Raw genomic sequence first — 21865 nt, 5'->3', positions numbered from 1 at the left:
GAATACGGTGGGGGCAATCTACTGTGGCATGTGCTCCCAGTGGAACGCACGTAACGGCTTTAGAGGTGAAACATGGAGTTCAATGGAACGTTCGAGATAACTGACTCGGGTATCGACGAGGTCTGGGACGGACTGTCAGACCCCGCAGTGATCGAACGCGCACTTCCCGGGTGCGTGTTCCTCGTCGAGGTCGATGACGACGCCGAGGTGAATTTCCGTGAGTTGGCCGACCGGGAGAGCGACGGGGAACCGGACGATGCGGACCGGCCGTCGTTCGAGGAGGGGAAATCGTACGCGGCGTTAGTGCAAGTCAACGTCGGGGCAGTAACGCCACGCTTCGAGACCGTCGTGACGATCGATAAACGCGAGTTTCCCGAAATGGAGGCGTCCGGCGAGGGAAAGTCGGGTTCCAGTTCCTTCGAGATGGCCTCGGGGATGACCCTCACCGAGACCGACACGGGCGTCACGGTCGACTGGTGGTCGAGCGCGGACGTGTTCGGCCGAATCGCACAGATGGGCCAGCGACTGCTGAACCCTGCCGCGAACAAGATCGTACAGCGGTTCTTCACCCAGATCCAAACGGAGATCGCTCGAGAAAACGAGCGTTCGGACGACAGCCAGGTGGAGAGTCGGACCACCGAAGCGGACGAACAGTCGACCGCCGAGGCCGACGGCGGCCTCACCGGCCGGTTTCAGTCGTTCGTGTCCCGTGACGGGAAGTGACGCCGGGGCCGGAGCGAGCGCACAGTAGTCCACACCCCACCCACGGAGGAAGGATCAGTAAGATGTCAACGCACAAAATCGAACTCACCGTGAATGGGACAGAACACGAACTAGAGGTCAGGTCGAATGAACTGCTGGCTCACACGCTCCGGGACACGCTAGGATACACCGGGACGAACGTCGGGTGTGAGAGCAGTATCTGCGGCGCGTGTAGCGTATCGTTGAACGGTGACGTCGTGAAATCGTGCACGGTGTTGGCGGTGCAGGCTGACGGAACCGCGGTACGGACAGTCGAGGGGATGTGTGAGGATCACGAGTTGCACCCGATTCAGCAGGCGTTCACCGAGGAACACGGGCTCCAGTGTGGCTACTGTACCCCGGGGATGATGATGAGCGCGGCATCGCTGCTCGAAACCACGCCGGATCCAGACGAAGCCGAGATCGAACACGCACTCGAGGGCAACCTCTGTCGGTGCACGGGGTACCAGAATATCGTGAAGGCAGTACAGTCTGCGGCGGAGAAGATGGCACCGTCAGAGTCCACGCTCGAGGAGCACCGTGAGGAGTAGCGTGTCCGTGAGCGACGCTCGTCGGCTCGCAGGCGGGCCTCAGTTCCGGCGCGCGCGAGCGGCCGAGTTGATCCCTTCGGTCGTCGGTCGAGGACGAACAGTTCCGATACGGAGCAGTCATGTATCCTAGGGAGTTCGACTACTACAGAGCCAAGACGGTCGCCGAAGCGATCGCGTTGCTCGAGGAGCATCGCTTCGAAGAAACGGAGCTGCTGGCTGGCGGGCACAGCCTGATTCCGACGATGAAAACAGGGTTGGCCGCTCCCGACATCGTCATCGACATCGGCCACATCGACGAGTTGAACGGTATCGTCGATGACGGAGGGCACTTCTCGATCGGGGCGCTCACCAACTACGACGCGGTCGCGAGTTCGCGCCCGCTCCGCGAGCGTACCCCGGCGTTCGCGGAAGCGGCAGCGGCGGTGGGTGACGTCCAGGTTCGAAATCGCGGGACGGTCGGGGGGAACATCGCCCACGCGGATCCTGCCTCCGACCTGCCCGGCGCGGCTCTCGTCTCCGAGGCGGTGATCGTCGTCCGTGGGCCAGATGGTGAACGGACGGTGCCGGCCGACGAGTTCTTCATGGGAATGTACATGACCGATGTTCAGCCTGACGAACTCCTCACACACATCGAACTCCCAGCCCTCGACGCCGTGGGAAGCGGCGGCGCATACGTGAAGAGGGCGAGTCCGTCGTCCGGCTTCGCGATCGTCGGAGTGGCCGCCGTCCTCGAAATCGCCGACGATACCATTCGAACCGCTCGCGTGGCCGCGACTGGCGTCCTCGACCACGCCGTTCGGCTCCCAGCAGTCGAGCGCTCGCTCGTCGGCGCCGCGGCGACCCCCGAAACGATCGCTGATGCGGCCGAACACGCGGACGACAGCCTCGACGCGGCGCTAATTATGGAAGACATCCACGCCTCGGGCGAGTTTCGCCAGCAATTGCTGAACGTGTACACGGAACGCGCACTCGAATCGGCGGCTGAGCGAGCCGACGTCGGATCGAGACCGAACAGCCGCTGACACGAGCCACGGCGATCGTATCCGAGGGCGCGCGAATCCGAACGACGTGTGGAACGAGCCGACGTCACAGGCACCTGCGCACCCGACTCGTCTCAGCCACCCCGTAGGCGTCGTTCGGGTGTATGATTTATATCGACCTACTCCGATAGCAGTCGTGGAGGTATCAGTATGAACGATAGAGAGCCGTTCACGGCGGAACTACGAGTCTCGTCCGAGGATACGTACAAGACGGCGACGCTGCGCGGCAAGCACGAACTCGTCGCGGACGAACCGACGTGGCTGCCCGGTGGGTTGGCGGGACACGACGATCACCCCGCACCCGTCGATTACCTCGTGATGAGCCTCGCCTCGTGTCAGGTCTCCGTTCTCGTCCAGTGTCTCGAACGGAACGGGGTCGACACGTATCGGATCGAGTGCAATGCCGTCGTAGATGAGTACTATCGGGACGACGACCACCCCGAGGAGATGCCGCCACACACCGCATTACGTCTCGGCCACATCACCGTAGAGATGGTACTGACCACGACGGCGGCATACAGAGACCAGGCCGATCAGTGCCTGATCACGTACGACCAGGGGTGTATCGTCGGACAGAGTCTCTCGGGCGGCATCGACTACACGCCGCTTACCGCGCTCGAAATCGTCGATTCCCCGCTCGGCACGGTTGATGAGCAGTGAGCCATGGATCCAGACATATCCCGTTTCCGCTACGTTGTGTCGCCGCAACAGGAACCGAATTTACTGAGAGTGAAATGAAAATTTATATCAATGGTGTAGAGTGATTGGAATCGTCAGGCTCGGTAGTATGAGGAAGCCGACGGTACTCAACCCCCGATTCGGGTGACGCCATCGTCGAGTACGACTGCTCCCATGAATTCGTCGACGAATTGTCGACGCTTGATGACCGGTCTGTCCTCGTTTTCGGCTTCGACTGCCGGCGGGAGGATGGTGACCTCGGGCCAGTCCGCCTCGATCAGGTTGCCCGTCTGATCTTCGGGGTACAGTGGACGACGCTGACGGGAAGGACGTATAGTGGGGCGTCGCCGAATTATCCTCGCTAGCGAACAATCTGCTTTCCACGATAATCTCTAACGTCAACTAGAAATCTCCACGGTGAGGCCGACGTGGTGGTACTCCAGCGCGGGAACCTCACGCTCGAATAAGTGGAGCTATCCGTCGCCGCAGCTCGCCCACGCCACCGGCACCTCGAAGTTGGGCGTCGGGAGGCGTTCGAGTCCGGGCGCCGTCTCGTAGAACACGACCGATTCCTCGAGGTCGTGGGCGACGACGCTCGCGTGGGTGAGGCGCACGACGGCCGTGTCGATCCCGTGTTAATCACGCAGCCGCGCTTCCGCGGAGAGCTGGTGGGCGTGCGTGTCCTCGAGTTCACAGATCTTCGCCGCGTGGGGGGCGAGGTCGGCCGCCGCCTCGGCAGTCAGCTCCTGGTGCGTCGGCGTCTTCAGGTAGGTGCCAACCCAGATGCCGCTGCTGTAGCGGGCGACCTGCAGCGTCGGGAGACAGTGGTTCGTCCCGACGGCCTTGTCGCCGAACACGACGGGGGCATGCTCCCCGATGAACAACGACCCGTAGTTGTAGAGGTCGTCGACGAGTTCCCGGGGCGACTCCACCATGAGCTGGAGGTGCTCCATCGCGTACTCGTTCGCGAGGTCGACGGCCGCCTCGCGGTTCGGGACGACCGCGACCTCCCCGTTTTCCTCCCAGCTCTCGCGGGCGGTCTCCTCCGTTCGAATGCCGGGGAACTGCGCGTCGAGTTCGTCGAGGACCTCGCGGCCGAAGGACTCCGAGAGCGCGATGAGCACGGCTTTCGCGTTCGGGTCGTGTTCGGCCTGCGCGAGGAGATCGGTTGCGACCAGTCCCGGATCGGTCGACTCGTCGGCGACGATGAGAACCTCCGTCGGGCCGGCGAGGAAGTCGACGCCGACGTGGCCGAAGACCTGCCGTTTCGCCTCCGTCACGAACACATTGCCCGGACCGGTGACGATGTCGACCGACGGGACGGAGTCCGTTCCGTAGGCCATCGCTCCGATCGCCTGCGCACCGCCGATCGCGTAGATCTCGTCGGCACCGGCCCGGTCCATCGCGTAGAGCTGTGCGTCGTTGACTGTCCCATCCGGTTGCGGTGGCGCGCAGGCGACGATTCGCTCGACGCCGGCGACCGTCGCGGGGACGATGGTCATCGCGGGCGTCGCGACGAGCGGGTGGGCCCCACCTGGGATGTAGACGCCGGCCGTCTGAATCGGGACGACCCGCTGGCCGAGCATCACCCCTGGCCTGAACTCCCGCTCGAACCCCTGGATGTTGTCACGTTGTGCGCTGTGGAACTCGCGCACGTTCTCGATCGTCTTGTCGATCGCCTCCGTCTCGTCGGCCTCAAGTCCCTCCGTCGCGACATCGATCTCGTCGTCCGTCACTCTGAACGAGTCTCGCTCTACGTCGTCGAACTTCGCGGTGAAGCGGCGAACCGCCCCGTCTCCGTCCGTCCGAACCGCCGAGAGAATGTCCGCGACGGAGTCAGTCACCTGTTCGTTGATCTCGCGTTCCGTCTCCGTCGCTTCCTTCAGATAGGTATGCCCGACCATGGCTTACCATGCGCGGATTTCAGTATAAAACTATGGTCGGTAACAAACGCGACGGCTCCCTCGGAATCATCCGACCGAGCCACCGTCCGGCGGCCTGGTTCACGTCGTTCGCGCTTGCGCTCGCTCAGCCTGCGCCGTTCGGTCCGCCGAGAACATCGTCCGGTGACTAGTCTAGTGAGGGTGGAGCCACCTACCACAACATCTATTCAGGAAGGTGTGAACACATGACTATGCTTCAGGACGTGAATGCGTTCGTGACGGGCGCAAGCCAGGGTATCGGACGGGAGATCGCGATTACGCTCGCCGACTACGGGGCGAACGTCGCGCTCGCGGCGAGAAGCGACGGCGTTTACGAGACGGCCGACGAGATAGACACGAAGGCGTTGCCGCTCACCGTCGACGTCACGGACGAATCGTCGGTCATCGAGGGAATCGAGGAGACGGTAGATGCCTTCGGCGGCCTAGACTGCCTGATCAACAATGCGGGGATCGCCGGTCCGACTGCACCGATCGAGGAGGTGACGGCAGAGGAATGGGATCGGACGATGGCCGTCAACGTCCGGGGAATGTTCCTGACTACGAAACACGCCGCGAACCACTTGCGAAACAGCGACCGTGGCCGAGTCGTCAATATCTCGTCGATCAGCGGTAAACGGCCGCTACGAAATCGAACGCCGTACACGGCTTCGAAGATGGCGGTCATCGGACTCACCCGAACGCTCGCTGTTGAGTTCGGGAACGATGACGTCACTGTCAATGCAGTATGTCCTGGAGCGACGAAAGGGCCGAGAATCGAGGCCGTCATTGACGCTCAAGCTGATGACCTAGGTATCGAGTACGAGCAAGCCAAACGGCAGGTGTTTACCGATGACTCCGCACTGGGTTCGCTCGTCGAACCTAATGACGTTGCCGAGGTAGTCGCGTTTCTCGCCAGCGGACGTGCCCAGACGATCACCGCCCAGGATATAAACGTAGACGGTGGAACGGCGTGGTACTGACTCTACATGGCGAACCACCAGGGTTGTCTGCCTGTTTCAAGTTCTGAACGGTGCAGATGCGGCTTTCTCTCGCCGAGATTTACGTTGCGGGGAGATGGAAGCGTTCCGAATACGGGACGTAGCGATTAACACCAACCCTCATCCCGACCGGTTGTAACTCCCAGTAGCAAGGAGTTCGTTAGCTGCTATTGACGGACAGGGATTCGATATACGTGTTCCTTCTTGATTCGGACGAGTGCTACGAGCGACACCGTCGTTCCGAACCAGGCGGAAAATCCGCTCAGCCGTTCCCTGCCCTGTGATCGGTCCAAGAGTAACACAGATATGCCTCCAGCCACTGGTCATCAGTGATGGAATCAAGTGCATGGAGTGCCCCGGTCCACGAGGTTCACTCTACCATCGCGGCGATGGCCGACAGTGATCGCCGGGCGGCACTGGCGACCGTCGTCGCCGTGGAGGGCAGCGCCTACCGGCGCCCTGGTGCGAAAGCGGTGATCAAGGAGGGAGGCGACGGGACCGGCACCATCACCACCGGCTGTCTTGAGGACGAAGTCGTGGAGTTGGCGAGTAAGGTGATCGAAAGCGGGAAACCCACCGTCGTCACCTACGACCTGATGGACGACGACGACGTCTGGGGGCTGGGCGTCGGGTGTAACGGGATCACCGACATCCTTCTCGAACCGCTGGACGCCTCGTTCGAACCCGTCGCTTCCGCCTACGCGGACGACGATCCCGTTGCAGTCGTGACCGCCGTCGAGTCGGCCCGCGACGACATCGTGGTGGGAAATCGGACGGTCGTGCGCCCCGACGGATCGACCGACGAGGGAGGTCAGCTGCCGATATCCATCGTCGACGCCGTCGCGGACGCGGCAGCGGATCTCGCGACGAACGGGAAGTCGAGATCAATCGCCGTCCCCGGTGAACTGGTCACGGTCTTCGTCGACGGCGTCGCACCGCTGCCGGTGCTCGCGATTCTCGGCACCGGGCACGACGTAGTCCCACTGGTCGAGTGCGGGAAGCGAAACGGGTTCCGGGTCCAGGTCATCGGGTTCCGAGGCGGGACCGATCTCGCGACGAGGTTCCCCAAGGCCGACGGAACGGGGACCACGAGGGTGGCCGATCTCCGGACGGACTACACGTTCGACGAGCGGACCTATGCCGTCGTGATGTCGCACAACTTCGTCGACGATCGCTTTGCCGTCGCGGAACTCCTCAAGACGGATGTCCCATACCTGGGTCTGATGGGACCCCGTGAGCGATTCGAGGAGATACTCGAGTCGTATGACGAGGAACAGCGACGGACCGTCGAGGCGAGCCTCGGTCGGGTGTATACGCCGGTCGGCCTCGACCTCGGCGGCGGCTCGCCCCACCAGATCGCGACGAGCGTCGTCGCCGAAGCGCTAGCCGTCCACAACGACCGGACGCCGGGGCACCTGAAGGCCCGCGAAGGACCGATTCACGACCGCGTCGAACTCGGATCGACGGGGCGAGGCCCCTGAGGTGGGTCGCGGATCATGACGGACGGAAACGATGACGGCGGGCGATTGCCGGTCGTGGACCGGACGGATGTCAACGACCGCGAACCGGTCCGGCAGGGATCCGTCGCAGGAGTGGTGCTAGCGGCCGGAACCGGAAGCCGCTTCGGCCCGGAGAACAAACTCTTGGCGTCCCTCGACGGGACGCCGGTGGTGGAACGCACCGTTCGGACGGTCGACCGGGGCGGCCTCTCGCCGCTGGTGGTCGTGCTCGGTCACGAGGCCGACCGGGTCGAGACCGCGCTCGGCGACGTCAAGGTAGGGACCGTATATAACGCGGACTACGAAGCGGGACAGGCGACGTCAGTCGCGACGGGGATCGAGGCCGTCCGTGATCGGGCAGATGCGGCGCTCATCGCGCTGGGGGACATGCCGTTGGTGGCCGTCGAGTCGATCCGCACCCTCGTCCGTGCCTACCGCGTCGGGATCGGTGACGTCCTCGCGGCTGGCTACGAGGGACGACGAGGCAATCCGGTGGTGTTCGACGAGCGGTATTTCTCGGACTTGACCACCATCCGCGGAGACGTGGGAGGACGACGGCTCCTCCTCGAGGGCGATCGATCGATACTCGTGGAGACGGGTGATCCGTACGTCCGCCGGGACGTGGACACGCCTGCCGACCTCGAGTCCATCGCTACCGGCCGGTAGCGACCTCGACTGCGTCGAACGAGGCGGTGCCGGTGGCTGGAGTGCCGGAGGTGGACTGGCGGCATGGACGAGGCATCACTCGTTCAGGTCGGCGCTCATTCCCACCAGTCGTAACTTCCAGTAGCGACGAGTCCGTTAGCTGCCGTTGATGGACAGAGACTCGGTAGAACTGTTCTTTTCTGATCCGGACGAATCTTACGAGCGGCTCCGTCGATCCACCCTGTCTGTCGTATCAATCAAAAATAAACACTCATTTCTGGATCGAGAGTCGTTCAGGAGCGCCATCGACACTGCGTCGAGTTCGTCGAGCGACCCTACCGACCGGTGCCAGGAGCCTTCCGGAGCCGTCTCCGGTCCGTTCCGACCGGATCGAGTTCCGGCGAGTCTCGCGGGCGTGAGGTCGTCGCGGACCTGGCGATCGTGACGGCCGAGATTCGGAGATATAGGGCACGGTCGGGACGACGACCCCGCCTTGTCGGAATGATCGCGTAGGTGGGAACGAACTGTTTCGCGCTCGGCGGTAGCGTGCTCCTCGAATCGACCGAAAAAGCGATCATCGCCCTCCCATACCCCCGTCGAGCGGGCACGTCCGAGCGGGTCGAACTTCGATTCGACCGAAGACCGCGTGCGCGCGGCGACCCCGCGGCGCGCAACTCAATCTTGAGTCGCTCGAGCCAACTGTAGATTGTCCGCCGCTGAACGTCGTACCACTCGGCTCGCTCGGTCTGTGTGATACCGTTCTTGTACGCGATTGCTGCCAACAGTCGTTATGTCGGCTTCTTTCCGTCTACCTTGTTTAGAGCATCTTGCAACTCTTCGATAGAGAGCTTGTCAAGGTGCTCCACCTCCTACTGCAACACTTACGAGTAAATAATTCTAATAGCTACTATACGTGCCAGTAAAACACAAAAAACACTTCACAGTCACTTTTCGAGTTCGTTCGTACATTCGTCAACGTATAGTCGATATACTCGAAGCGGTAGGTGATAGATGCTAGCTAGGTCCGGAGATGGCCTCCGTTATGACACGGTGGAGTATCGATTCGTATTCCCCATCAGTGAACGTTAAATATACTCGGTGTATGGACACTGAATATGGATCCAAACCGAAACACGCCAGGGAAAACGATCAAATCACTCGATACAGCATTCGATATCGTCGAACATCTGCACGAAGTCGACGGTGCTCGGATTGCCGAACTATCGAAGTCACTCGGGATGCCGAAAAGTACGATCCATAGCCACCTTGCCACTCTCCGAAATCGGGGCTACGTGGTCCAGGAAGGTGATATCTACTACGTTGGACTCCTGTTTCTCAACCTCGGAACCGGCGCACGAGAACGGCACGTTTTATACGATATTGCTAAGCCGAAGATGGAACGACTGGCAAAAGAAACCAATGAGCGGACACAACTCATGATTGAAGAGCAGGGACGGGGAATCTACGTCTACCGAGCCCGCGGAAGTCGTAGCATCCAGACGGCGAGTCGAATCGGTGAACCTCGGTACCTGCACACCTCGGCAGCAGGCAAAGCGATTCTCGCGCGATACCCAGACGACCAGGTCGAACGTATCATTGACCAGTGGGATCTGAAATCCATGACAGAACAGACGTTGACGTCTCGTGACCAACTCTTTGAAGAACTAGCCACCATCCGTGAGCAGGGTTATGCGACCAATCGAGAAGAGCGAATTGAGGGACTATGGGCGATCGGTGCCGCGATAACCGCTCCTCGTAGCGTGTTGGGCGCGCTGAGCGTCTCGGGACCGACCTTTCGCATCAAGGAGCAACAACGAGAGACAGAGATCCGTAATCAATTATTGGGGGTCATCAACGAGATCGAGTTAGAACTCCGAAGTAGCCAGTAGCCGTCGTCAAATCAAAGGAGCCATAACACCAGTATGGATGTCATGCATCCAACTTCGTTCACCGATGGGGAATAGATGATGTAGTTCGAATCGTACATCTGGAAGTTCTCCCTCTATTACGGTCGGCAGTAGAGCTTTTACTGGAATACTTGGCCAGCGGCGAGAAATAGAGCGTTTACCATCGTCGAATGATAGAGATAGGTGATCAGAAACGCTGATAGCGTGGCTAAGGAACAAATGAAATAGAGAGTCGAACTCACTACTCATCCTCAATGGTATCCATCTCCTCCACAAAACGCTCTTCGAACTGCTTTACGGAGAGTTGATAGACCGTGTTTCCGTTAACGTCACGCCGCCGACCCACCTCGAAGAGGGGTGTGTCGTCGGCAAAGACTGTCCAATCATCCGGGTATCGGGTGTCGATGCCGCGAAATCGTATCGTCACGTCATACATGTCTTCAAGGGTAGAGACCCTTTCATGGACATATACATCATCAAGGAACCGAGGGGGCCGGTAGTCAGGTAGATCGAGCTCTTCCTTGATACGCTTGTTCTCGACCCACCAATCTGGAAGCGGTTCCGAGTGGTGTGAAGTCATATTCTTCTATTGTAGTTTACCCTCGGCGGACTAAGACGTGACGATCGCTGGTGCCCTTCTCGTCGACCTCACAGATATATTTATTATTCTAATGTATTTCCCTCTGTCGAGATCCTATCGATGGATACGTGACGGCCATCGCGGTCAGCTATCGAGTTTGTTCGCCGCTCACTAATGCAGTACACGAGTTCCTTCCCCTCTGTGCGCAAGATTTTTATATCTCCTCGAAATCTGCTTTCGTGGAAGCCGCCCTAGAGAGGGAACTGACGGACTCGGTCCTCCAACAAACCACTAATCATGAAGATACACAGGGCAACGCTCTATCGTCTACACGTTCCAATGCGAGGTTCGTATCGTGCCTCAGTGCATGACTTCTCGCTCATGGATGCAGTTCTAGTCGTCCTCGAGACCGTCGACGGGCGTCGGGGTATCGGTACGGCGGATCCATCGCCCGGATACTCTCGACAGACACCCGACGAGATTCAGAAGGTGTTGAGCCAGTATCTCCCCACATTTATCCGCGCGTCGCCGGACGATCCGAACGAGGCTACCAGAGTTCTTGACCGGCTCGATGGATGTGAAAACGCGCGATGTGCTGTCGAGATGGCGTATCTCGATCTCTATTGCCGTGCCGAACATCGGTCCATAGCTGATTTCTTCGGCGGCCGACGCCGCGCGTCAGAACCATTGAACGCGTGGATCGGAGTCGATATACCGGAAAGGATGGTAGCGGAAGCCAAACGATGGCGTGACCGAGGTTTCCAATCGTTGAAGTTGAAACTAGATGGTGACGCTGACCGTGATATTCAGCGAGTTGAAGTCGTCCATGACGCAGTCGTAGACGAGATGCAGATACGAGCCGACGTTAATGGTGCCTACGACGTCGAGACTGCCATCGAGGTCGCGCAGGCACTAGAACCACTCGATCTCGCTCACCTCGAGCAGCCGGTTCCGCTTGATGATATAGACGGACTGGAGGCAGTGACGCAGGCGACGAGTATTCCGATCATGGCTGATGAATGTCTCCTCGGTCTACGGGAGATTAAGGAGGTTATCGACCGGAAGGCTGCGGACCGACTGAAAGTGAAGACCCTGCGATTGGGAGGACTGCAGACGACCCATCGCGCCCTGGATCTCGCTGCAACTGCTGGTATCTCTTGTGTCGTCGGTCATGGATTTGGCCTCATGCCGGCGACCAGCGCCGAACTCCAACTCACTGCATCCCATGACGACGTATTTCGACCCGTCGAAAATGTGGGCATGCTGAAAATGGCCGATGAACCCTTCAATCAGGCTGTGACGGTCACCGACGGAAGCGCGAGCGTCGGTGATAGCCCAGGTCACGGGGTCGAACTCCGCGAAGATCGACTTTCCGAATTTGTAGAGGAACGGATAGACATCACGGCCGGCTAACGGGGATATTCACCGAAATAGTTCCAAACCCGACAAAAATTTTATGCCGATATACCGGGGACTGTAGCACATGGCAGCCCAGTCACAACAGTCGAAGTTGTTAGAGGAGACAACCATCGTCGATACGGACGTCCATCTATCCATCTCACCGAAGGAGGTGGCAGAGTATACCGACGAGCCGTTCCGAAGTCACATGGTAAACGAGGGGTACTCGCCGCTTCCATCGAGCGGATGGGATCGCAATCTCCGGGGAAAGATCGAACACTACTCGGTCAAGAGTCCGGAGGATGTCCAAGAGACCCTCTGTGAGGAATTCGGTATCGATCATCCAATTCTCAACGCCACGTCAAAGCTGACCCGCCTCCCACAGACGGATCTGGCAGTCCACCTGCAGTCGGCCTACAACGACTTCCTCTTGGACCAGTATCTCGACGAGTACGACCACTTCTACGGCCTTGCCTCGCTAGCCACTCAGGATCCTGAGAAGGCCGCGGAGGAACTCGATCGACTCGGTGACGAAAAGCAGATCGTCGGTGCGTATATCGCGACGACGGGGCCGAACCCGCCGCTCGGTGATCCCAGCTACGACGTAATCTACGAGGCGGCCGAAGACAATGACCTGCACATCGGGTACCACGGTAGCGGTGGCGCCTTCATGTTCGAGTTTCCCCGACAGAATCAGGCGTTCGAGAAATTCATCGAGGTTCACACCGCAGCTCATACCTGGAGCCAGATGATGACCCTCACCAGCCTCATCGTCAATGGAACTCCAGTGAAGTTCCCGGATCTCAACTTCACGTTCCTCGAGGCAGGTATCGGCTGGATTCCGATGATGATGTTCCGACTCAACAAGGAGTATTCGATCCGACGCAGCGAAGCGCCGCTGCTGGAGAAGAGTCCTGAAGAGTATATTCGGGAGTTCTACTTCGCGAGCCAGCCCATCGGAGAGTCGAACGATCCGAAGCATATGCAGCAGCTCATCGAGATCGTCGGAGCTGACTCCCTCGCATTCGCCACCGACTATCCGCATTGGGACTTCGACCACCCGGAAGCGCTTGACAAACATCTCCGCGCTTACTTCACCGCGGAGGAACGTGAGAAGGTGCTCTACAAAAACGCGGCGGAGGCGTTCGGACTGCGTCTATGACCGACTACGTCGTCGCGCGGACCACCGAGATCAGTGAGGGTGAACGTATCGTAACGCAACTTGAGGGGCGAGAGATCTGCGTGTTCAACATCGATGGAGAGTACCGAGCGTACACAAACTGGTGTCCACATCAGGCCGGGCCCGTCTGTGAGGGAGCCATCACCGGTACCACCGAAGCCACGTTCGATCGCGAGAATCTCGAAACTACACTCTGCTATACGAAGGAGGGACAGATACTCAACTGTCCATGGCACGGGTGGGAGTACGACATCACAACCGGTGAGTGTCTCTCTCGTCAGCAAGTCAAGCTCCCGGAATACTCCGTGACGGTTCAGGACGGGGATATCATCGTTTCCGTATAGACGCTGTGTGCTGAGTTGGCGCGCCGAAACCCTCCTCTACGTCCTTACGAGTGATGGAGCCGCCAGTTGTTGGAGGAGCTTCAACGAGAGCAACATGAGCAGACAGGCTCCCAAGAGACCGGTCAGAACAGTGAGCGCGGTAACGAACCCGAACGCGTCGGAGAGATAGCCGACTACGACCGGACCAGTGCTCCCCATCCCGGTCATGATGGTCCTGACGATGCCGAGTGACCCTCCGACGATAGCGTCCGGGATTATATGAGTGAGGTAGGAGTCGCGGACGGGGCGGAATCCGTGGAAACTCAGCCCGAGCACTGCGACCAGACCGATGATCACGGTCGTTGAGGTGGCCCCGAGGAGTGCACCGAGTGTGAGCGTACCGATCATCAACAGCGCCGCCGAAAGCAGTAGACGGTCTGCACGATCACTGAGACGCCCGGTCACGAGTTGACTAAAACTCACTAGGAAAAACACGCTGTACGTAAGCCCGGCCGTAGCTGCATCGAGTCCCTTCGACGTCATCAGATAGAGCGGCAAGAATGCCGAGATAGCGTTCCAAATGAATGTAGTCATTGAAATGACGATGACGAACAGGAGCAGGTGAGCGTCACCGAGGAGGTGTAGATATTCTATCGTCTCTACCTCCCTTATCTGCCCCTCGTCATCAGTAGTATCAGCGGGTTCGTCTACCGATGCCGTGTCGGTCTGCTGGTGATCCGCCGATTGCTGGTCCGAAACGTACACGAGAAAGGCGAGTGCGATGCCGACACCCCCCGAAATGATGAACAAACCACTCCAGGGGACAGAGAGTTGTTGGAGGAGGACGATCGTAGCCGGTGCCGCGACTCCCCCGAATTGACCGATGGTGTCGAGCGTTCCGAGTGCCGATCCCCGCTGTTCGGGGTAGCGAAGGGAGATCAGACCGATGACGACCGTCTTGTGCATCCCTGAACCAGCGCCGATGATGACCGCTGCCACAGCGAGAAGGGTAAACGTCGGGGATACCGCGAAAACGAATGCTCCAACAGAGACGATCAGTATTCCGAGAAGGATCACTTGGTGGGATCCAACCTGATCGGAGAGGATACCGGAGGGAAACTGCATTACAGAGTACGTGAACATCAACGCCGAGAAGAGGAACCCGGTTTCCGTGTTTGAAACCCCGAACTCCTGCTTGAAGGCCCCGAATAACGGTGGAAACGACTGACGAAGGAACAGGATGAGAAACCAAATAAGAGAGACGACGAGGAGCAATCCATATCGTCGGAGGAAACGGGACTGGTTTATACGACCCATCATATGAACTTAGTGAGGAGTGCTCGGTGGTTGTAGGTCTATAGCTATTCCGCGAACGGCTCTCATTCGAGGTAATGAAATAGATCGTGCACGGGCTATTTCAACATTCCTCCTCCGAAAGCACCGACATGGTTTTGCAGAATAGTTATCCGGAATGTTATAAACAACCTTTAAATAATGGTGTGAGAATGTAGGTATGAGTGGTGGTGCCATATGGTAGGATACTCCCTTTCGGCCAGTAATCGACGCACCTTTCTGAAGAGCATTGGGGTTGCAGCAACTGCGGCCATAGCAGGCTGCACAGAGGACGTCAGTATCGGCAGCGAGAGCAACAACACCGGAGGCTCAGGGTACGGTATTGACCCGGTCACGTTTATCGTTCCGTTTGGAGCGGGCGGCGGTGTCGACCGAAGTACACGACAGATTCAACCGTACTTCGAGGAGAACCTCGGCGTGAAGATCAAACCCGAGTACAAACCAGGAGCAGGGACACAAATCGGGACGCAGGCTGTTCTCAACGGTCGGCCGGACGGTGGTACCATCGGTGCTGCCTCCATTCCAGCGTTCGACTTCACGATGCTAGTCGGCGGCGCGGAGTACTCGATGAGTGACTTCACGTGGATCGGTAACCTACTCGAAGATCCTGGGCTGCTCCGCGCACACAAGAACGACGACCGGTTCGATACCGTCGAGGATGTCTTCAACTACGCCAAGCAGAATCCAGGGGAACTAAAAGTGTCCACCTCCGGCCCCTACAACCAGAACGTTCTCGGATTAGCGCTCCTACAGGAGGCGACGGGGGCGAAGTTCAATATTGTCCCCTACGACGGCGGGAGTGCGTCACGAGGAGCTCTCGTCAAACGAGAGGTCGACCTCGTCCACGCGAACGTCTTTAACAGCCTGGGGACAGCCGACTCCACTCGCGTCCTTGCCGTCCACGCCGACGAGAACAAGTGGGGTCAGCTCACCGACGACGCGCCGACGTTCAGTGATGCCCTGGGGTTCGATCAATCGGCGGTTCCGCCGTCGGCACCCCAAGTGCGATATGCCTGGTTCACAAGCGCAAAGGTCGAAGAACAGCATTCCGATCGTATCGAGCAACTACGGACCGCGTTCGAAAAGAGTATCAAGAGCGATCAGTACGTCCAGGATTTGAAGGAGAAAAATCCGCCTATCGACACACAAGTGGCCTACTATAGCGGTGAGGAGACGGCACAGATGAACGAGGAGAAGCACAACCAACTGAAGGAATATCTCGATCTCATGGAGAAGGCGGTCGATCAATGACACAGGTGCCGGAGAACGCAGAACTCGGACGACGCGGCGGTGACGTCGACTCAACTGACGCGACCGCAGACATCGACCACAGTCGATTCGCCTACCGACTCGGCAAGCGTCTGCTCTTCCCGGCCATTGTCGTCGTCTTCGCGGCGTTGTATGTGATGAACACGTACGGTAGTATCGCGCTCAAAAACCTGGTCTATCCGTTCGTGGTGATTGGCGCCCTGCTCATCGCCTTGATCGCCGCCGTAGTCGGTGATCTCCGAACGACGATGGAGGAACAGCGCGAACTCCGCACCCTAGCAGGAGACATCGACGGAAGTGAACTCAACGACTCCGTCACCGAACGGATCGCACGGCTACGTAATCCGATTCTCACTGCGATCGGTGCGATTGGCTACCTGCTGTTGATCCATCTCGTCGGATTCTTCCTCGCGTCGGCGCTCACGATGATCGGACTCATGCGTGCGACCGGGACCGAGCGAACGAACGACTGGCGATACATCATCGGCGTCACCGTCGCGCTCCTACTCGCGATTTACGTACTGTTCGTTCAGTTCCTCGGACTACGGGTACCGCAGGGAATTCTCGGGTTGATGTGACATGGTACTCGATAACCTCGCTACCGGACTCGCGATCCTGCTGACACCGACGAACCTCATTCTGATAGCCATCGCGGTCGTGATTGGCGTGATCGCGGGCTCGATCCCCGGGTTCACCGGCACCAACACGGTCGCTATCATGCTCCCGTTCACACTGGCGATGCGCCCGGAGTCGGCAATCATCTTCATGGCTGCCATCTACGTCGGTGCCGAGTACGGAGGCGCAATCCCAGCAGCGCTGATCAATACGCCCGGAACGGCAGGCGCGACGGCAACTGTACTGGACGCGTACCCGATGAGCCGTCAAGGGAAAGCGGGCCAAGCACTCGGCATCTCGATCTTGTCGAGCGTTGTCGGAGGCTTCCTCTCGGCGCTGGTACTCCTGTTTCTGATCGAGCCGATCGGCCAGGTGTCGTATATGTTCGGGGAGCCGGAGTTCTTTGTGTTGGCCGTCTTCGGCATCGCAATGCTCTCGTCAGTAGTCGGCGATAACGTCTGGAAAGGTCTGGTCGCGGGTTTCTTCGGGATGTTGTTCGCCGCGATCACCGTCGATCCGCTAACGGGACAGCGACGACTCGATTTCGGCTTCCCCGAACTCTACTCTGACATCCCGTTCATCCCGATTATCGTCGGCCTGTTCGCTATCTCGGAACTATTGTATCTGATCAATCAAGACCGTGTCAGCGAGACCGATATCGACGTGAAGTCGTATCACGACATCGTTGAAGGGTTTCGAGAGGTGATCAAGCGTCCTGGCCAAGTCGCCCGAGCACTCTCTCTCGGAACCATCATCGGTGCTGTACCGGGTGCTGGAACCTCTTTGGCGAATTTCGTCAGCTGGTCGGAAGCAAAGCGGGCGTCGAAAACCCCCGACCAGTTCGGCAAGGGCGCACCGGAGGGTGTCATCGCCTCCGAGACCTCGAACAACGCGGTCACCTCCGGATCGCTCATCCCCACGCTCATACTCGGCATCCCCGGAAGCGGAACGACAGCAGTTATGTTAGGAGCGTTACTCCTGCACGGTATCCGTCCCGGGCCGGGGCTCATGCGCACGTTCGGCCCAGAGGCGATGGCCATTATGCTCTCGCTTCTCATCGCGAACGTTGTCCTCCTGATCTTCGCATTTAGCGTCTCGAAGTACCTCGTGCGGGTCGTCCTGCTGCCGACGAAATGGCTCGTCCCGTGTATCCTTGTGCTGACCGTTGTCGGTGCGTTTGCGCTCCACAGTACGATGTTCGATCCGTGGTTTATGATCCTGTTCGGATTCGTAGGGTACCTCATGCGTGAAACAGACTATCCCATCATCCCGTTCATCCTCGGGATCATTCTCGGCCCCATTGCTGAGGAGGGATTCCGGCGCAGTCTAGCGCTGAGTCAGGGCGATCCGATGATCCTCTTCACTTCGAGCAGCATCACGATCGTCCTCTGGGTACTCACCGTCCTAGTGTTCGTAGGACGACCAGTCGTCTCACAGATACAGGCGCGACGTACTATCTGAGCACCACTCTCGCCAGTTCTTATTCCGGGCAAAGAGATGTGATGCAGACTGGAGTCTCTTGTCGTATTGGCTAACAAAGAGTTAAGTAGAGAATCATTCACTGAATACCTGAGATGGATCTCGGGTTAAAAGGCGCTACTGCGATCGTAACTGCTTCGAGCAAGGGACTAGGTCGAGCAGTGGCCACAGAACTCGTCCGTGAAGGAGCGACCGTCGTCATCAGTTCAAGGAGTGATGAGAATCTCACCGAAGCAAAGGACGCCATTATTGATGCTACTGATGCCAGTTCTGACGCGATCATTCCTGTCGTCTGTGACCTCTCGAATGTGACCGAGATCCGTGAGCAAATGGCGATGGCTATTGAGCGTCTCGGTGGTCTCGACGTACTCGTCGCAAACCATGGCGGTCCACCAGCACAAGGGTTCGATGCGTCATCACTGGCTGATTTCGACAACGCCTATGACAGCGTCCTTCGGAGTACCGTTGCGATTGTCGATGCGACCCTGCCATCACTTGTAGATGATGGAGGATCGATTACGACCGTCGTGTCTGCATCAGCCCGCGAGCCGCCCGCGGATCATATACTCTCTAACACGTTCCGCTCAGGGCTGTATGGGTTCTCGAAGGGACTCGCGAAGGAATACGCGGATCAAGACGTTCGCGTAAACTGTGTGTGCCCCCGGGGTGTCCTAACTGATCGAATCGAGTACAAGATCCGTGTACTTGCAGACCGTGAAGACATCACGGTTGAAGAGGCGCGACAGCGACGGGAAGCTGAACTCCCACTTGGTCGTCTCGGTGACCCAGAGGAGTTCGCCCGAGCAGTTGCATTTATGGCCTCCAATGCAGCCAGCTTCACTACTGGCTCAGTCTTCCAAGTAGATGGTGGATGGGCAGATAGGATTCTATAACAGCGATCTGATTAGAAGTAATTACTTAATATCGAATGCATCCTAAAATAATGCGTCCGCTCACTGGATAGGGAAACTCCACACGTCAGACGTACCCGTCTTGCCAGTCGCGTGTAGATCAGTATGGATCCGGCCATGCAGTTATACAGGTATACAGGAATGTTCCTTGGGCGAACATGGGTCGGCTAGACGACTGCCGTCACATCGATCATCACGCATTGGACCTGTTTTCTGAGATGGTCTCTCTCATGGGGTGATCCACCAAAAACGTTGATGACTGGTGAGTAGAAACATGAGATTAGCTCACTATATGACGTCACTTCATATCACCGACTGTGCTGACTACGAGACCTTCGCCCGCACGTGGCACGCCCACTCCCTCGAGCAGCACGATGTGTCGCTAGCGACCGCTTGCGATCGGGGGCTTATCACCGAGGACGAGACGCGATTGTTCTGGCAGTTACTCGGCCAGCTCGCTCCTGATGAACTGCTGTTTCGGTTGCCCGAGTGGCTGGCCGAGGAGAAGGTCGGTTTCGTCGAGGGGGGGCACACCGACGGTGTTTGTTGGCCGGATCGAGCGGGAGACGGACAAGGCGATCCTCGTCGCTGAGTCGGCGGCAGCCCGCCCACTCATGAAACTCGCCCACCGCATTCACCATCTCGAGGACGCGCTTGAGACGCTTTCGGACGCCGATCCAGAACGGCGAACATGGTTATCGCACCGCCGTGAGACAGCGCGACGAGCGTTCGAGCAGCGCGAGGATGTCACCGATCTCCGTGAGGGATGGCTCCCGAAAAGCCAACTTCGTACTGTGATCAGACGGATCTGACTGGACTTCATCTCCACCGATGGCATCGTCTCGAGTGACACTCCCTCGTCCGGGTCGGGGATGGCGAGCGAGCGTAGCGGCTACCGGCTCCCAACTCTCGTAGAAGTACTTGCTCATCAATGATTCTGACGATGGTCGGATATGTCCTCGGTAGTGTGGCGGTGAGATCCCGCGTGAAGCAGTGCGTACCACGCCTTATCTGTGCGGTTTATCCCTCGATTGGGCGGTGCGCAAAGAGAAGAGCCAGGGGTTTATTTTTGTTGAACGTTCCGTGTTCGATATGACTACTCTTGCACTGACGGTCTCGGATCGAAGTGATTATTAACTTGACTCTGGTTGAGCAGGGCGAGTTCTTAAACTAGGAGTTGGTGATCATAGTGCGCCGAACGATGGACGTTTCGTACACTGAAATGACTAACGATGCTCCGGACGAGATGGAGGAAGAGCTGGTTACACAGATGGTCGCCGAGCAGTAGAATCCGGCGTGGCTAGATACCCTACCGGACGTTCAATACACCGTCTGATTAACGAGTGAGTAACTATTTTTGTATTAATCTACTGAACAACGAGTGCCACTCCAGCGTAACCGATTCAGAGGAACGCCAACACGGTGGAGTGTCTCGTTGGCTGGCCTACATCGGACGGTGGAAACGTTTTCAGAGCACCTGCATTAGGCCAGTCGGTCTCTGACGAACACTAGTGTTGCTTTAGTCGTGAAGCGCTAGTTTCCAGTCCTCCGTGTCTACCGTTTGAATTTAGCAGTTGACGGCTGAAGACCCACTAGCTCCCTACGGATGTGCTGGACCTTGCGTTCGTAACGATCCCTAAATCTGTTCTCGGCGAGGATAGCTACATCGATGATGTCGTGAGGATCTGAGCAACAGAGCTCGGATGCTATCTCTCCGGGGCTGTCGTCTCCCTCTTCGGCCAGCCACCTAGTCGACGGAGATCACAACCTTCTCGATAGCCCCCTGAGCACAATCGAGCAGTATGGCTACTGACCCGGACGCCGATGTCGACGGATGGCCAACCGGGCGTGAGGCACTTACCTATCAAGAAGCTCGTGCCGTGCTCGATGCGCAGCGTGACACGCTCGCCGACATCGACGACAAGGCTGTTCGAACGGTCCGCCTGACAGCGGTGCTCCTCGGTGTGTTCGTCGCCGCTGGCCGCATCGGCGGGCTGGCCCTCTTCGATCCCCATCTCTCTGCCCTCGGTATTCTTCTCCTGTTCGGCTCGATCGTGGCTAGAATCGCGACGTACAGCGAATCAAATATTTATCTCGGGCCGAATCGCCGCTATGTCGAGCAGCTCACGACCGATTCGTTCGTCGGCACCGACTGACACACTGACTGCCTCGTGACGGCTGCCTTCTGGATCGGGGAGAACGCCGACGATATCCACTGGAACGAGCAGCTCCATACGCTCACACAAGGGTTACCTGTGTTCGGGCTCGGTGTCCTCACCCCTTCCGTCGCTTTTTAGCGCTGAAGGCATAACATGTACGCGAATGCCTGACACTGACCAGCCAGCATCGCCGGCTGAGAAGGGCCAGCGCAGCAAGAAAGGTCCCGCCTGGTTCTCGCGACCCTTGGTCGTCGCGACGACGATTAATCCCACACCGCAAACGTCATTCCGTTTCGAGTTCGTACAGGTGTCTCTGTCTCGCCGCTATTCACGTTCGAGCTGGGCACTACCATAGAGCGTCAATACATACCGGCGTGATCGCGGGAGATACCCGTCCAGTGTGGACATCGCTATCTGCCCGGCGTGAGGTAGAGGAGCTCGTTGACTTCGTAGAGATAGCCCGACTGAGTAGTTGTGTGAGCGCGACATCCGTTTCCGCCTCTGCGAATCCGTGGTCCTGCAGCATCTCACGTGCGGTCGCTGGGCGCATCCCCTCCGTCTCTTGGAGGGGTGATTCGAGCTGTGCGAGTGCGTCGCTCGCGAGTGGGCCAAGCGGT

General features: G+C 58.4%; 21 protein-coding genes and 1 pseudogene. 17 read left to right on the top strand and 5 right to left on the bottom strand.

Annotated elements, in window-relative coordinates; genetic code table 11:
• The first annotated feature begins 72 nt into the window (after positions 1–72).
• From P1K31_RS20315 to P1K31_RS20300, 4 genes are all read left to right on the top strand, one after another.
• Positions 73–723 (top strand): SRPBCC family protein, encoded by a 651-nt coding sequence (locus tag P1K31_RS20315; protein ID WP_276306168.1) that lies wholly within the window; start codon positions 73–75, stop codon positions 721–723.
• Between the two features lie 62 nt (positions 724–785).
• Positions 786–1292, top strand: coding sequence for a (2Fe-2S)-binding protein (locus P1K31_RS20310; RefSeq protein ID WP_276306167.1), 507 nt, complete (start codon positions 786–788; stop codon positions 1290–1292).
• Positions 1293–1411: 119 nt separating this feature from the next.
• Positions 1412–2314, top strand: a complete 903-nt coding sequence (locus tag P1K31_RS20305; protein WP_276306166.1) for an FAD binding domain-containing protein — start codon at positions 1412–1414, stop codon at positions 2312–2314.
• 168 nt (positions 2315–2482) lie between these two features.
• On the top strand, positions 2483–2992 hold the full coding sequence (locus P1K31_RS20300; protein WP_276306165.1) for an OsmC family protein: 510 nt from the start codon (positions 2483–2485) through the stop codon (positions 2990–2992).
• 491 nt (positions 2993–3483) lie between these two features.
• On the opposite strand, the gene P1K31_RS20295 is transcribed toward P1K31_RS20300, so the two are convergent.
• Both P1K31_RS20295 and hisD read right to left on the bottom strand, forming a co-directional pair.
• Positions 3484–3624, bottom strand: coding sequence for a VOC family protein (locus P1K31_RS20295; protein ID WP_276306164.1), 141 nt, complete (start codon positions 3622–3624; stop codon positions 3484–3486).
• A gap of 21 nt (positions 3625–3645) precedes the next feature.
• Positions 3646–4914, bottom strand: a complete 1269-nt coding sequence (gene hisD / locus P1K31_RS20290) for a histidinol dehydrogenase (RefSeq protein WP_276306163.1) — start codon at positions 4912–4914, stop codon at positions 3646–3648.
• Between the two features lie 230 nt (positions 4915–5144).
• Between hisD and P1K31_RS20285 the strand changes: the two genes are divergently transcribed.
• From P1K31_RS20285 to P1K31_RS20275, 3 genes are all read left to right on the top strand, one after another.
• Positions 5145–5912, top strand: a complete 768-nt coding sequence (locus P1K31_RS20285; RefSeq protein WP_276306162.1) for an SDR family NAD(P)-dependent oxidoreductase — start codon at positions 5145–5147, stop codon at positions 5910–5912.
• A gap of 350 nt (positions 5913–6262) precedes the next feature.
• Positions 6263–7411 carry an XdhC family protein gene (locus tag P1K31_RS20280; protein ID WP_276306161.1) on the top strand — a complete coding sequence of 383 codons (1149 nt, stop codon included), beginning with the start codon at positions 6263–6265 and terminating at the stop codon, positions 7409–7411.
• Positions 7412–7426: 15 nt separating this feature from the next.
• The gene (locus tag P1K31_RS20275; RefSeq protein WP_276306160.1) at positions 7427–8095 is read left to right on the top strand and encodes a nucleotidyltransferase family protein; all 669 of its coding nucleotides are present in this window, start codon (positions 7427–7429) and stop codon (positions 8093–8095) included.
• A gap of 661 nt (positions 8096–8756) precedes the next feature.
• Here P1K31_RS20275 and P1K31_RS20270 read toward each other — a convergent pair.
• Positions 8757–8940: pseudogene (locus P1K31_RS20270) on the bottom strand (helix-turn-helix domain-containing protein); the annotation flags it as partial.
• A gap of 249 nt (positions 8941–9189) precedes the next feature.
• Here P1K31_RS20270 and P1K31_RS20265 point away from each other — a divergent pair.
• Positions 9190–9963 carry an IclR family transcriptional regulator gene (locus tag P1K31_RS20265; RefSeq protein ID WP_276306159.1) on the top strand — a complete coding sequence of 258 codons (774 nt, stop codon included), beginning with the start codon at positions 9190–9192 and terminating at the stop codon, positions 9961–9963.
• A 259-nt stretch (positions 9964–10222) separates the two neighbouring features.
• Here P1K31_RS20265 and P1K31_RS20260 read toward each other — a convergent pair whose 3' ends face one another.
• Positions 10223–10561, bottom strand: a complete 339-nt coding sequence (locus P1K31_RS20260; protein ID WP_276306158.1) for a hypothetical protein — start codon at positions 10559–10561, stop codon at positions 10223–10225.
• Between the two features lie 297 nt (positions 10562–10858).
• Between P1K31_RS20260 and P1K31_RS20255 the strand changes: the two genes are divergently transcribed.
• The 3 genes from P1K31_RS20255 to P1K31_RS20245 all read left to right on the top strand — a co-directional run bounded on the left by P1K31_RS20255 (position 10859) and on the right by P1K31_RS20245 (position 13483).
• Positions 10859–11974 (top strand): mandelate racemase/muconate lactonizing enzyme family protein, encoded by a 1116-nt coding sequence (locus P1K31_RS20255; protein WP_379801565.1) that lies wholly within the window; start codon positions 10859–10861, stop codon positions 11972–11974.
• A 70-nt stretch (positions 11975–12044) separates the two neighbouring features.
• Positions 12045–13121, top strand: coding sequence for an amidohydrolase family protein (locus P1K31_RS20250; protein WP_276306156.1), 1077 nt, complete (start codon positions 12045–12047; stop codon positions 13119–13121).
• Positions 13118–13483, top strand: coding sequence for a Rieske (2Fe-2S) protein (locus tag P1K31_RS20245; RefSeq protein ID WP_276306155.1), 366 nt, complete (start codon positions 13118–13120; stop codon positions 13481–13483). The genes P1K31_RS20250 and P1K31_RS20245 overlap by 4 nt, the downstream gene beginning before the upstream one ends.
• Positions 13484–13519: 36 nt before the next feature.
• Here P1K31_RS20245 and P1K31_RS20240 read toward each other — a convergent pair whose 3' ends face one another.
• Positions 13520–14737 (bottom strand): MFS transporter, encoded by a 1218-nt coding sequence (locus P1K31_RS20240; protein WP_276306154.1) that lies wholly within the window; start codon positions 14735–14737, stop codon positions 13520–13522.
• A 255-nt stretch (positions 14738–14992) separates the two neighbouring features.
• On the opposite strand from P1K31_RS20240, the gene P1K31_RS20235 reads away from it, so the two are divergent.
• From P1K31_RS20235 to P1K31_RS20210, 6 genes are all read left to right on the top strand, one after another.
• Complete coding sequence (locus tag P1K31_RS20235) at positions 14993–16066, top strand: Bug family tripartite tricarboxylate transporter substrate binding protein (protein ID WP_276306153.1); 1074 nt, start codon at positions 14993–14995, stop codon at positions 16064–16066.
• The gene (locus tag P1K31_RS20230; protein WP_276306152.1) at positions 16063–16662 is read left to right on the top strand and encodes a tripartite tricarboxylate transporter TctB family protein; all 600 of its coding nucleotides are present in this window, start codon (positions 16063–16065) and stop codon (positions 16660–16662) included. Before P1K31_RS20235 ends, P1K31_RS20230 begins: the two co-directional genes overlap by 4 nt.
• A gap of 1 nt (position 16663) precedes the next feature.
• Entirely contained in the window at positions 16664–18160 is a 1497-nt protein-coding gene (locus tag P1K31_RS20225; RefSeq protein WP_276306151.1) for a tripartite tricarboxylate transporter permease, read from the top strand.
• A 113-nt stretch (positions 18161–18273) separates the two neighbouring features.
• Positions 18274–19071, top strand: a complete 798-nt coding sequence (locus P1K31_RS20220; protein ID WP_276306150.1) for an SDR family oxidoreductase — start codon at positions 18274–18276, stop codon at positions 19069–19071.
• Between the two features lie 280 nt (positions 19072–19351).
• Positions 19352–19681, top strand: coding sequence for a hypothetical protein (locus P1K31_RS20215; RefSeq protein WP_276306149.1), 330 nt, complete (start codon positions 19352–19354; stop codon positions 19679–19681).
• 1210 nt (positions 19682–20891) lie between these two features.
• Positions 20892–21245, top strand: a complete 354-nt coding sequence (locus tag P1K31_RS20210; protein WP_276306148.1) for a hypothetical protein — start codon at positions 20892–20894, stop codon at positions 21243–21245.
• Positions 21246–21865 lie beyond the last annotated feature (620 nt).

It is taken from the genome of Halomarina halobia (assembly GCF_029338575.1).
In the GTDB taxonomy this organism is placed as follows: Archaea; Halobacteriota; Halobacteria; order Halobacteriales; family Haloarculaceae; genus Halomarina; species Halomarina halobia.
The sequence above is the reverse complement of the archived record's forward strand: the minus strand, read 5'-3'. Positions and strand labels throughout refer to the sequence as shown.

Excerpts from the sequence above, each read along its gene's own strand:
- P1K31_RS20225 (WP_276306151.1), top strand. The coding sequence starts at position 16,664 with ATGGTACTCGATAACCTCGCTACCGGACTCGCGATCCTGCTGACACCG.
- P1K31_RS20235 (WP_276306153.1), top strand. The coding sequence starts at position 14,993 with ATGGTAGGATACTCCCTTTCGGCCAGTAATCGACGCACCTTTCTGAAG.
- P1K31_RS20285 (WP_276306162.1), top strand. The coding sequence starts at position 5,145 with ATGCTTCAGGACGTGAATGCGTTCGTGACGGGCGCAAGCCAGGGTATC.
- P1K31_RS20315 (WP_276306168.1), top strand. The coding sequence starts at position 73 with ATGGAGTTCAATGGAACGTTCGAGATAACTGACTCGGGTATCGACGAG.
- hisD (WP_276306163.1), bottom strand. The coding sequence starts at position 4,914 with ATGGTCGGGCATACCTATCTGAAGGAAGCGACGGAGACGGAACGCGAG.
- P1K31_RS20305 (WP_276306166.1), top strand. The coding sequence starts at position 1,412 with ATGTATCCTAGGGAGTTCGACTACTACAGAGCCAAGACGGTCGCCGAA.
- P1K31_RS20300 (WP_276306165.1), top strand. The coding sequence starts at position 2,483 with ATGAACGATAGAGAGCCGTTCACGGCGGAACTACGAGTCTCGTCCGAG.
- P1K31_RS20265 (WP_276306159.1), top strand. The coding sequence starts at position 9,190 with ATGGATCCAAACCGAAACACGCCAGGGAAAACGATCAAATCACTCGAT.
- P1K31_RS20260 (WP_276306158.1), bottom strand. The coding sequence starts at position 10,561 with ATGACTTCACACCACTCGGAACCGCTTCCAGATTGGTGGGTCGAGAAC.
- P1K31_RS20310 (WP_276306167.1), top strand. The coding sequence starts at position 786 with ATGTCAACGCACAAAATCGAACTCACCGTGAATGGGACAGAACACGAA.
- P1K31_RS20210 (WP_276306148.1), top strand. The coding sequence starts at position 20,892 with ATGGCTACTGACCCGGACGCCGATGTCGACGGATGGCCAACCGGGCGT.
- P1K31_RS20255 (WP_379801565.1), top strand. The coding sequence starts at position 10,859 with ATGAAGATACACAGGGCAACGCTCTATCGTCTACACGTTCCAATGCGA.
- P1K31_RS20250 (WP_276306156.1), top strand. The coding sequence starts at position 12,045 with ATGGCAGCCCAGTCACAACAGTCGAAGTTGTTAGAGGAGACAACCATC.
- P1K31_RS20245 (WP_276306155.1), top strand. The coding sequence starts at position 13,118 with ATGACCGACTACGTCGTCGCGCGGACCACCGAGATCAGTGAGGGTGAA.
- P1K31_RS20280 (WP_276306161.1), top strand. The coding sequence starts at position 6,263 with ATGGAATCAAGTGCATGGAGTGCCCCGGTCCACGAGGTTCACTCTACC.
- P1K31_RS20275 (WP_276306160.1), top strand. The coding sequence starts at position 7,427 with ATGACGGACGGAAACGATGACGGCGGGCGATTGCCGGTCGTGGACCGG.
- P1K31_RS20230 (WP_276306152.1), top strand. The coding sequence starts at position 16,063 with ATGACACAGGTGCCGGAGAACGCAGAACTCGGACGACGCGGCGGTGAC.
- P1K31_RS20220 (WP_276306150.1), top strand. The coding sequence starts at position 18,274 with ATGGATCTCGGGTTAAAAGGCGCTACTGCGATCGTAACTGCTTCGAGC.